Origin of the sequence: Halomonas salsilacus (assembly GCF_051216275.1) — a bacterium.
Taxonomy (GTDB): Bacteria; Pseudomonadota; Gammaproteobacteria; order Pseudomonadales; family Halomonadaceae; genus Halomonas.
Genome location: NZ_JBPKAQ010000001.1, coordinates 732,949 through 742,965, shown reverse-complemented (window position 1 = coordinate 742,965; position 10,017 = coordinate 732,949). Strand labels below are relative to the sequence as shown.

Genomic DNA, 10,017 nt, shown 5'->3' with positions numbered 1-10,017 from the left:
GGGCCCCCGTCAATTCATTTGAGTTTTAACCTTGCGGCCGTACTCCCCAGGCGGTCGACTTATCGCGTTAACTGCGCCACAAAGGTCTCAAGGACCCCAACGGCTAGTCGACATCGTTTACGGCGTGGACTACCAGGGTATCTAATCCTGTTTGCTACCCACGCTTTCGCACCTCAGCGTCAGTGTCAGTCCAGAAGGCCGCCTTCGCCACTGGTATTCCTCCCGATCTCTACGCATTTCACCGCTACACCGGGAATTCTACCTTCCTCTCCTGCACTCTAGCCTGACAGTTCCGGATGCCGTTCCCAGGTTGAGCCCGGGGCTTTCACAACCGGCTTATCAGACCGCCTACGCGCGCTTTACGCCCAGTAATTCCGATTAACGCTCGCACCCTCCGTATTACCGCGGCTGCTGGCACGGAGTTAGCCGGTGCTTCTTCTGTGGGTGATGTCCTCCCTCGAGCGTATTAGGCCCAAGGCTTTCTTCCCCACTGAAAGTGCTTTACAACCCGAAGGCCTTCTTCACACACGCGGCATGGCTGGATCAGGCTTGCGCCCATTGTCCAATATTCCCCACTGCTGCCTCCCGTAGGAGTTCGGGCCGTGTCTCAGTCCCGATGTGGCTGATCATCCTCTCAGACCAGCTACGGATCGTCGCCTTGGTGAGCCTTTACCTCACCAACCAGCTAATCCGGCATAGGCTCATCCGATAGCGCGAGGTCCCCATTCCGAAGAACACGGAGCCCCCGCTTTCTCCCGTAGGACGTATGCGGTATTAGCCTGGGTTTCCCCAGGTTATCCCCCACTACCGGGCAGATTCCTATGCATTACTCACCCGTCCGCCGCTCGCCACCAGGAAGCAAGCTTCCCGTGCTGCCGCTCGACTTGCATGTGTTAGGCCTGCCGCCAGCGTTCAATCTGAGCCATGATCAAACTCTTCAGTTTACGATCATATAGTCCTTACCCTTCAATGAAGGAAGCGGACCAAACTTGGCTCAAGGGTCAAACGTGTCTCAATAAGATCCGAAGATCTTTGACGAGTCGCTTGCCTTGATGGTTCAGTGACTGGTCACCGACACATCGGCAAGCGCCCACATGAATTACCTGATCGATTGTTAAAGAGCGGCTCCCGTCTCGCCAGCGCCCTGCGAGGAAGGCGTATTCTACCCAATCGCGTCAGCGTGTCAAGCGGTGGTGGGCGATGAACTGCCTGTCGTCCTGCTTGCCGCCGCAGCCTGCCGTCGCAGCGATGACCGCGCGTCGAGTGGGGCGTAGTCTACCGACTCCGCCGTGAATGTCAAGAATTTTTGCTTTCATAACAATCACTTCTACCACCCTTCACCGCTGACAACGTGGCCCGTTGCCGGCAGCGGATGCGTACTTTACGGTTTTCTCTTATGGGACGCAACCCCTACGTCAGAAAAATGTAGCTCAGTTACCGTCGCGCCGCCATGACCGCGGACAAGTTTCTGTCGGCAGTCACGTTGCACGCCACGAGCGGGTCAGATCACGAAGAGGTCAACGAAGCGGCTGACAGGCGTGGCTTCCAGCTGCGCCTGGTCGCGACACAGCGCGAGAATCTTCTCGCAGCGCCGTTGCGGAAAGCGGGTGGCCAGGTGACGGCGGAACTTCTCCTCGAGTACTGGTACCCCCTCGTTCCGGCGGCGGCGATGGCCGATCGGGTACTCGACCTCCACCCTCTCCGTGGTGGTCCCATCCCTGAAGTAGATCTGGATCGCATTGGCGATGGAGCGCTTGTCCGGGTCCAGGTAGTCGCGCGTATAACAAGGCTCCTCTACCACTTCCATCCTTCCACGCAACTCGTCGATACCTGGGTTCGTCGCGTGGAAGTCATCCTCGTAGTGTTCGGCGATCAGTTCACCGAAGATCAGCGGCACGGCAACCATGTACTGCAGGCAGTGATCGCGGTCCGCCGGGTTGGCCAGGTCGCCCTCCTTGGAGATGATGCGGATCGCCGATTCGTGAGTGGTGATGACGATGCGCTCGATCTCGTCAAGGCGACCCTTGACCAGCGGGTGCAGCGTCACAGCGGCCTCGCAGGCGGTCTGGGCATGGAACTCGGCCGGGAAGGCGAGCTTGAAAAGGATGTTCTCCATCACGTAGCTGCCGAAGTCGCGCTGGAAGGTGAAGCGGCGTTGCTCCTCGGGCTTGATGGCCAGGTCGCGGTTCGTGTGACTGAACAGCACGTCGTAGAAGCCCCACTGCGGCGCGGTGAGTGCCCCGGGGATGCCCATTTCGTCACGCAGGGCGATATCGGCCAGACGCACCGCCCGGGAGGTGGCATCCCCCGCCGCCCAGCTCTTGCGCGAACCGGCATTGGGGGCATGACGGTAGGTGCGCAGGCTCTGGCCGTCGACCCAGGCGTGTGAAAGTGCCGAAAGCAGCTGCTCGCGATCGGCGCCGAGCATCCTGGCCACCACTGCGGTTGAGGCCACCTTGACCAGCACCACGTGGTCGAGACCAACCCGATTGAAGGCGTTGTCCAACGCCAGCACGCCCTGGATCTCATGGGCCATGATCATCGCTTCGAGGACGTCACGCATCGTGAGCGGCGCCTCACCCTCGGCGATGTACTTCTGTGAGAGATGATCAGCCACGGCCAGGATGGCACCTAGATTGTCGGAGGGGTGACCCCATTCCGCCGCCAGCCAGGTATCGTTGTAGTCCAGCCAGCGCACGATGCAGCCGATATCCCAGGCCGCCTTCACCGGGTCCAGGCGATAGGCGGTGCCGGGCACGCGAGCGCCGTGGGGCACCACGGTGCCTTCCACCAGCGGCCCCAGATGCTTCGTGCACTCCGGAAAGCGCAGCGCCAGCAGGCCGCAACCCATGGTATCCATCAGGCAGAGCCGTGCGGTGTCCCAGGCCTCGTCGCTTTCGATCCGGTAGCCGATCACGTAATCGGCGATCTTCTGCAGCTCGAGGTCATAGTCCGGCCGCACATTGGTATCCACGGTGCTCATGGTCTCCTCCTATCGCTGCATCGAATCCCTGTAATTCACTATAGGAAACGCCTGGGGTCCTGCGAATGAGCCGTCCAACTATTGGGGGTCAGTTCAGACCCGAGGGGCCTTTTATAGCAACAGAGCCCTGCACAACGCAGGCGTTAGAAGCTATCGCCCGGGACGCGCACGACGCCTTCCATCAACACCCGGGCACTCCGGCTCATTACCGCCTGATCGATTATCCAGCGACGGTCCACCAGGCTTGCCTTGGCACCCACCCGCAGGCTGCCTGAGGGGTGGCCGAAGGTCACGGCGTTGCGCTTGCCGCCACCGGCGGCCAGGTTGACCAGGGTCCCTTCGATGGCCGCGGCGGAGGCGATGGCCACCGCGGCGGTGCCCATCATGGCGTGGTGCAGCTTGCCCATGGAGAGCGCCCTCACCAGCAGGTCGATCTCCTCGGCTTTGACGTCCTTGCCGCTGGAGGCGCTGTAGCCACTGGGCGGTGCCACGAAGGCCACCTTGGGCGTGTGCTGGCGACTCGCCGCCTCCTCCAGCGACTGGATCAACCCCATCTTCAATGCCCCATGGGCACGCAGGGACTCGAATCGTGCCAATGCCGCGGGGTCGCCGTTGATCGCTTCCTGCAACTCGGTGCCGGTGTAGCCCAGATCGGCGGCATTGACGAAGATGGTCGGGATGCCGGCGTTGATCATGGTCGCCTTGAGAGTCCCTCCCGCCACGACATCGGCCGGCACCTCCAGATCGTCCACCAAGTTGCCAGTAGGGAAGATGGCCCCCTCACCGTCGGCCGGGTCCTTGAAGGCCACCGACACCTCGGCGGCGGGAAAGGTCACGCCATCCAGCTCGAAGTCGCCAGTCTCCTGCACCTCACCGTCGGTGATCGGCACCTGACAGACGATAGTCTTGCCGATATTGGCCTGCCAGATACGCACATCCACCACGCCGTTGTGAGGAATCCGTGCCGCGTCCACCAGGCCACTGGTGATGGCGAAGGGCCCCACCGCCGCCGAGAGGTTACCGCAGTTACCGCTCCAGTCGACGAAGGCCTTGTCGATGGAGACCTGGCCAAACAGGTAGTCCACGTCGTGGTCGGGACTTTCGCTTCTGGAGAGGATCACTGTCTTGCTGGTGCTGGAGGTGGCGCCACCCATGCCGTCAATCTGCTTCTGGTAGGGATCGGGGCTACCGATCACCCGCATCAGCAGGCGGTCGCGGGGTTCGCCCGGGGAGCGCGCCGCCTCGGGCAGGTCGTCGAGCCTGAAGAAGACGCCCTTGCTGGTACCGCCACGCATATAGGTGGCGGGAATGCGAATCTGGGGAACTTGTGCCATGGAGGTCGCTTCCTTGGTTGATACGAAGGGGAGAAAGATCGACCCGGGCCTTGCGGCGCCGGGTCGATGGGATTTCAGCGTCGTGAGGCTATCGCCCGACTCAGGCGACCGCCTCGCCCGTGGACTCAAGAAAGTCCTTGGCGAAGCGCTGCAGCACGCCACCGGCGGAGTAGACGGTGACCTCCTCGGCGGTATCCAAGCGGCAGATCACCGGCACGCGATCGACCTCGCCGGTCTTGCGATGGATGACCAGTTCGAGGGTCGCGCCCGGCGATGAGGCGCCCTCCACGTCGTAGGTCTCGGTGCCGTCCAACTGCAGGGTGTGCCGAGTGGTGCCCTCCTGGAACTGCAGCGGCATGACCCCCATGCCAATCAGGTTGGTCCGGTGGATGCGCTCGAAGCCCTCGGCGACGATCGCCTCGACCCCGGCCAGCGCCACGCCCTTGGCGGCCCAATCACGCGAAGAGCCCTGGCCGTAGTCGGCCCCGGCAATGACGATCAGCGGCTGCTCACGCTCCATGTAGGTCTCGATGGCCTCCCACATGCGGGTGACCTCGCCTTCCGGCTCGATGCGCGCCAGCGAGCCCTGCTTCACCTCGCCGTTCTCGTCGCGGACCATCTCGTTAAACAGCTTGGGGTTGGCCAGGGTGGCCCGCAGGGCGGTGAGGTGGTCTCCACGGTGGGTGGCGTAGGAATTGAAGTCCTCCTCCGGCAGGCCCATCTTGTGCAGGTACTCGCCCGCGGCGCTGTCCATCATGATGGCGTTGGACGGCGACAGGTGGTCGGTGGTGATGTTGTCCGGCAGGATCGCCAGCGGCCGCATGCCCTTGAGCGCACGCACTTCCGCCATGTTGCCTTCCCAGTAGGGCGGACGACGGATATAGGTGCTCTGCGGGCGCCAGTCATAGAGCGGACTCTCGGCCGGTTCAAAGGCGTCCAGGTCGAACATCGGGATATAGACCTGCTTGAACTGCTCCGGCCTGACGAACTCGGCGACGATGGCATCGATTTCCTCGTCGGAGGGCCAGAGGTCCTTGAGTGTTACCGGGTTGCCGTTCTTGTCAGTGCCCAGCACATCCTTTTCGATGTCAAAGCGCACGGTACCGGCGATGGCGTAGGCCACCACCAGCGCCGGCGAGGCCAAAAAGGCCTGCTTGGCGTAGGGGTGGATACGGCCATCGAAGTTGCGGTTGCCGGAGAGCACCGCGGTGGCGTACAGGTCGCGGTCGATGATCTCCTGCTGGATCTCGGGGTCCAGTGCACCGGACATGCCGTTACAGGTGGTGCAGGCGTAGGCGACGATGCCGAAGCCGAGCTTTTCCAGTTCGGACAGCAGGCCAGCCTCCTCCAGATAGAGACGCGCGACTTTCGATCCTGGCGCGAAGGAAGATTTCACCCAAGGCTTGCGAATCAAACCAAGCTCGTTGGCCTTCTTGGCCAACAGGGCGGCGCCCACCACGTTGCGCGGGTTGGAGGTGTTGGTGCAGCTGGTGATGGCGGCGATGATCACCGCGCCATCGGGCATCTTGCCCGCCTTCTCTTCCGCCTGGGCCTTGTCATAGTCCACGGCGATACCGCGCTCATGCAAGGCGCTGGTGGGCAGGCGGCGATGCGGGTTGGAGGGCCCGGCCAGGTTGCGTTCCACGCTGGACAGATCGAAGGTCAGCACCCGCTCGTACTGGGCGTCGACCAGGCTGTCGGCCCACAGGCCGGTCTGCTTGGCGTAGGTCTCGACCAGGGCGACCTGCTCCGGCTCGCGGCCGGTGAGCGTGAGATAGTCGAGGGTCTGCTCATCGATGTAGAACATCGCCGCGGAGGCGCCATACTCCGGGGTCATGTTGGAGATGGTGGCGCGGTCGCCGATGGTCAGGCTCTTGGCACCCTCGCCGAAGAACTCGAGGTAGGCCCCGACCACGCGCTCCTTGCGCAAAAACTCGGTGATCGCCAGTACGATATCGGTGGCGGTGATGCCCGGCTTGGGCTTGCCGGTCAGCTCCACGCCGACGATATCGGGCAGGCGCATCATGGAGGGGCGACCCAGCATCACGGTCTCGGCTTCGAGCCCGCCCACCCCGATGGCGATCACGCCCAGGCAATCGATGTGCGGCGTGTGGCTGTCGGTGCCCACGCAGGTGTCGGGGTAGGCCACGCACTTGCCATTCTCATCGGGGCGCACCTGCACCACCGGCGACATCTTCTCCAGGTTGATCTGGTGCATGATGCCGTTACCCGCGGGGATCACGTCGACGTTCTCGAACGCGGTCTTGGTCCACTCGATGAAGTGGAAGCGATCCTCGTTGCGGCGATCCTCGATGGCGCGGTTCTTGTCGAAAGCATCCGGATCGAAGCCGGCATGCTCCACGGCCAGGGAGTGATCGACGATCAGCTGGGTCGGCACCACCGGGTTGACCTTGGCGGGGTCGCCACCCTGTTCGGCGATGGCGTCGCGCAGGCCGGCAAGGTCAACCAGCGCGGTCTGCCCCAGGATGTCGTGACACACCACCCGGGCCGGATACCAGGGAAAATCCAGGTCGCGGCGGCGCTCGATCAGCTGCTTGAGCGCATCGGTGAGCAACTCGGGCTCGCAGCGACGCACCAGCTGCTCGGCGAGCACCCGAGAGGTGTAGGGAAGGGTATCGTAGGCACCGGGCTGGATATCCTCGACGGCCGCACGCACGTCGAAGTAGTCCAGCTCGGTGCCGGGAAGCGGTTTACGGTAATCGGTATTCATGGCTCAGTCCCGCTGCTCGATCGGCACCCATTCGCTCTTCTCCGGGCCCACGTAGTCGGCACTCGGGCGAATGATGCGGTTGTTGGCACGCTGTTCGAAGACATGGGCCGCCCAACCGGTAACGCGCGAACAGACGAAGATCGGGGTGAACAGCTTGGTGGGAATGTCCATGAAGTGGTAGGCGCTGGCGTGGAAGAAGTCGGCGTTGCAGAACAGTTTCTTCTCGCGCCACATCACCGCCTCGACGCGCTCGGAGACCGAATAGAGGACGGTGTCGCCCACGTCCTCGGCCAGCTTCTTGGACCACTCCTTGATGATGGCGTTGCGCGGGTCGGACTCGCGGTAGATCGCGTGGCCGAAGCCCATGATCTTGTCCTTGCGCTCGAGCATGCCCATGATCTCGCGCTCGGCTTCGTCTGCGGAGGTCCAGTTCTCAATCATGTCCATGGCCGCCTCGTTGGCACCGCCGTGCAGCGGGCCGCGCAGAGAACCGATGGCACCGGTCACGCAGGAGTGCATGTCGGAGAGGGTCGAGGCACAGACGCGGGCGGTGAAGGTCGAGGCGTTGAACTCGTGCTCGGCGTAGAGAATCAGCGAGACGTTCATGACCCGGGCATGCAGCTCGGAGGCCGGCGCGCCTCGCAGCAGGTGCAAGAAGTGGCCACCCACGGAGTCATCGTCGGTCTCGGTCTCGATGCGCACGCCATCGTGGCTGAAGCGATACCAGTAGCAGATGATCGAGGGCAGCACCGCCAGCAGGCGGTCGGAGGCATCCTGCTGCTCGTCGAAGCTATGCTCGGTCTCCAGGTTGCCCAGCATGGAGGCGCCGGTGCGCATCACATCCATGGGGTGGGCGTCCTTCGGAATCTGCTCGAGCACGGTCTTGAGCGCCTCCGGCAGGCCACGCAGGCCCTTGAGCTTGGTGATGTAGGCATCGAGCTCGGCCTGGTTGGGCAGCTTGCCCTTGAGCAGCAGGTAGGCGACCTCCTCGAACTTCGCCTTCTCGGCCAGCTCCTTGATGTCGAGGCCGCGGTAGGTCAGGCCGGAGCCGGTCTGGCCAACGGTGCACAGGGCGGTAGTCCCTGCGCTTTGGCCACGCAGGCCGGCGCCACTCAGGTTCTTATCTGCCATGCTATTTCTCCTCGTCTAGCGGGTCGGTCGTGTTCTTTTCAACAATATCGGTGCCCGTCTCAGGCGTCGTCGCCCTTCTCGGCGAACTGATTTTCAGCAAACAGCGCATCGAGCTTCTGCTCGAAGCTGTGATAGTTCAGGAAGTCGTAGAGCTCATCGCGGGTCTGCATCAGCTCGACCACGTCGCGCTGGTGGCCGGTATCATGGATGCTCTGGTAGACCTTGAGGGCGGCGGCGTTCATGGCGCGGAAGGCCGACAGCGGGTAGAGCACCATGCGGCAGCCCACCTCGCCCAGCTCCTGCTGACTGAACAGCGGGGTGGCGCCGAATTCGGTGATGTTGGCCAGGATCGGTGCATCGACGCGCTCGCAGAAGGCCCGGTAGTCATCCAGAGTGTGCACCGCCTCGGCGAAGATGGCGTCGGCACCGGCCTCGATGCAGGCCTGGGCACGCTCGATGGCGGCGTCCAGCCCATCCTTCTGGAAGGCGTCGGTACGGGCGATCAGGTAGAAGTCCGGATCGATGCGCGCATCGGCGGCGGCCTTGACGCGGTCGGCCATCTCCTGCTGGGAGACGATGGCCTTGTTGGGGCGGTGACCGCAGCGTTTCTGGGCGACCTGGTCCTCAATGTGCACGGCGGCCACGCCGGCGCGCTGCATCTCCTTGACGGTACGGGCGATGTTGAAGGCACCGCCCCAGCCGGTGTCGATATCCACCAGCAGCGGCAGGTCGGTGGCGCCGCAGATGCGGTGCGAGTCCTCGACCACATCGTTCATGGTGGTCATGCCCAAGTCAGGCAGGCCGAAGGAGGCGTTGGCCACGCCGCCCCCAGAGAGGTAGATGGCCTGATGGCCGACGCGCTGGGCCATCATCGCGGTGTAGGCGTTGATGGTGCCGACGATGGGCAGCGGACGATTGGCCTCAAGGGCGGCACGGAAACGGGCGCCGGGGGTCTGCTGGGTCATGATGTCTCTCCTGTGGTGTTCGAGCCAGGTGCTATCGAGGTTCTGGTCGGGTCAGGTCGGTTCGGCTGTCTGACGCAGGGTGGCGGCGTAGCGATCGACGACATTGGCCCGGGAGGCGCTGACGTGTCGCCGCATCAGCAGCTCGGACAACTCGGCGTCGCCGGCCTCGATGGCATCGACGATGCGGTGATGCTCGACGAAGGCGCGCTGAGGGCGTGAGCCGGTCGCGCTAAACTGGGTGCGGTAGAGCCGTACCAGGTAATAGAGGTCGTCGCAGAGCATGGTCACCAGCATGCGATTGTGGCTGCCCTGGACAATGCGGTAGTGAAAGTCCAGGTCACCCTCGCGCTGGAAGTAGGCCTCCCCCTTCTTGAGGTCGGCTTGACGCTCGTGCATCGCCAGCAGCTCACGCAGCCCCGCGATCTCCGCAGCGGTCATGTGCTCCGCGGCCAGCCGCGCGGCCATGCTCTCCAGCGCCTCGCGCACATCGAAGAGCTCGAGCAGCTCCGGCATGGAGAGCTTGACCACCCGGGCCCCCACGTGGGGCACTCGCTCGATCAACCGGTGCGCCTCGAGGCGGCGCATCGCCTCGCGCAGCGGGCCACGGGAGATCCCGTAGGTCTTGGAGAGTCCAGGCTCGGTGATCTTGCTGCCCGGGGCCAGTTCGCCGCGAACGATGGCATCCTGGAGCTGCTGGAAGACACGCTCCGCCAGGGTGCGCACCTCCGGGATCGACGTTTCAATGTGTGCTGAGGTCATGGTGATTGTCGACAATTATTTAATGAACAGAGAGTAGCCACTCCACAGAAAGGGGTCAATACGCAAAAACCCTCTAAAGGTTCACCTTTGGTTGTAGACAACACACCTAGCACC

The 10,017-nt window shown here is 63.3% G+C and carries 6 protein-coding genes and 1 rRNA gene; all 7 read right to left on the bottom strand.

Annotated elements, in window-relative coordinates; translation table 11 throughout:
- Positions 1–944 (bottom strand): 16S ribosomal RNA (locus tag ACR80S_RS03330); the annotation flags it as partial.
- Positions 945–1,501: 557 nt separating this feature from the next.
- Positions 1,502–2,983, bottom strand: coding sequence for a 2-methylcitrate dehydratase (prpD, locus tag ACR80S_RS03325; RefSeq protein ID WP_435400878.1), 1,482 nt, complete (start codon positions 2,981–2,983; stop codon positions 1,502–1,504).
- 143 nt (positions 2,984–3,126) lie between these two features.
- Positions 3,127–4,317, bottom strand: a complete 1,191-nt coding sequence (prpF, locus tag ACR80S_RS03320; RefSeq protein WP_435400877.1) for a 2-methylaconitate cis-trans isomerase PrpF — start codon at positions 4,315–4,317, stop codon at positions 3,127–3,129.
- A 100-nt stretch (positions 4,318–4,417) separates the two neighbouring features.
- Positions 4,418–7,048: a Fe/S-dependent 2-methylisocitrate dehydratase AcnD gene (gene acnD, locus ACR80S_RS03315; protein ID WP_435400876.1), complete on the bottom strand. Its 2,631-nt coding sequence runs from the start codon at positions 7,046–7,048 to the stop codon at positions 4,418–4,420.
- Between the two features lie 3 nt (positions 7,049–7,051).
- On the bottom strand, positions 7,052–8,179 hold the full coding sequence (prpC, locus tag ACR80S_RS03310) for a bifunctional 2-methylcitrate synthase/citrate synthase (RefSeq protein WP_435400875.1): 1,128 nt from the start codon (positions 8,177–8,179) through the stop codon (positions 7,052–7,054).
- Positions 8,180–8,238: 59 nt separating this feature from the next.
- Complete coding sequence (gene prpB / locus ACR80S_RS03305) at positions 8,239–9,144, bottom strand: methylisocitrate lyase (protein WP_435400874.1); 906 nt, start codon at positions 9,142–9,144, stop codon at positions 8,239–8,241.
- A 51-nt stretch (positions 9,145–9,195) separates the two neighbouring features.
- The gene (locus tag ACR80S_RS03300) at positions 9,196–9,903 is read right to left on the bottom strand and encodes a GntR family transcriptional regulator (RefSeq protein ID WP_435400873.1); all 708 of its coding nucleotides are present in this window, start codon (positions 9,901–9,903) and stop codon (positions 9,196–9,198) included.
- Positions 9,904–10,017: the final 114 nt, after the last annotated feature.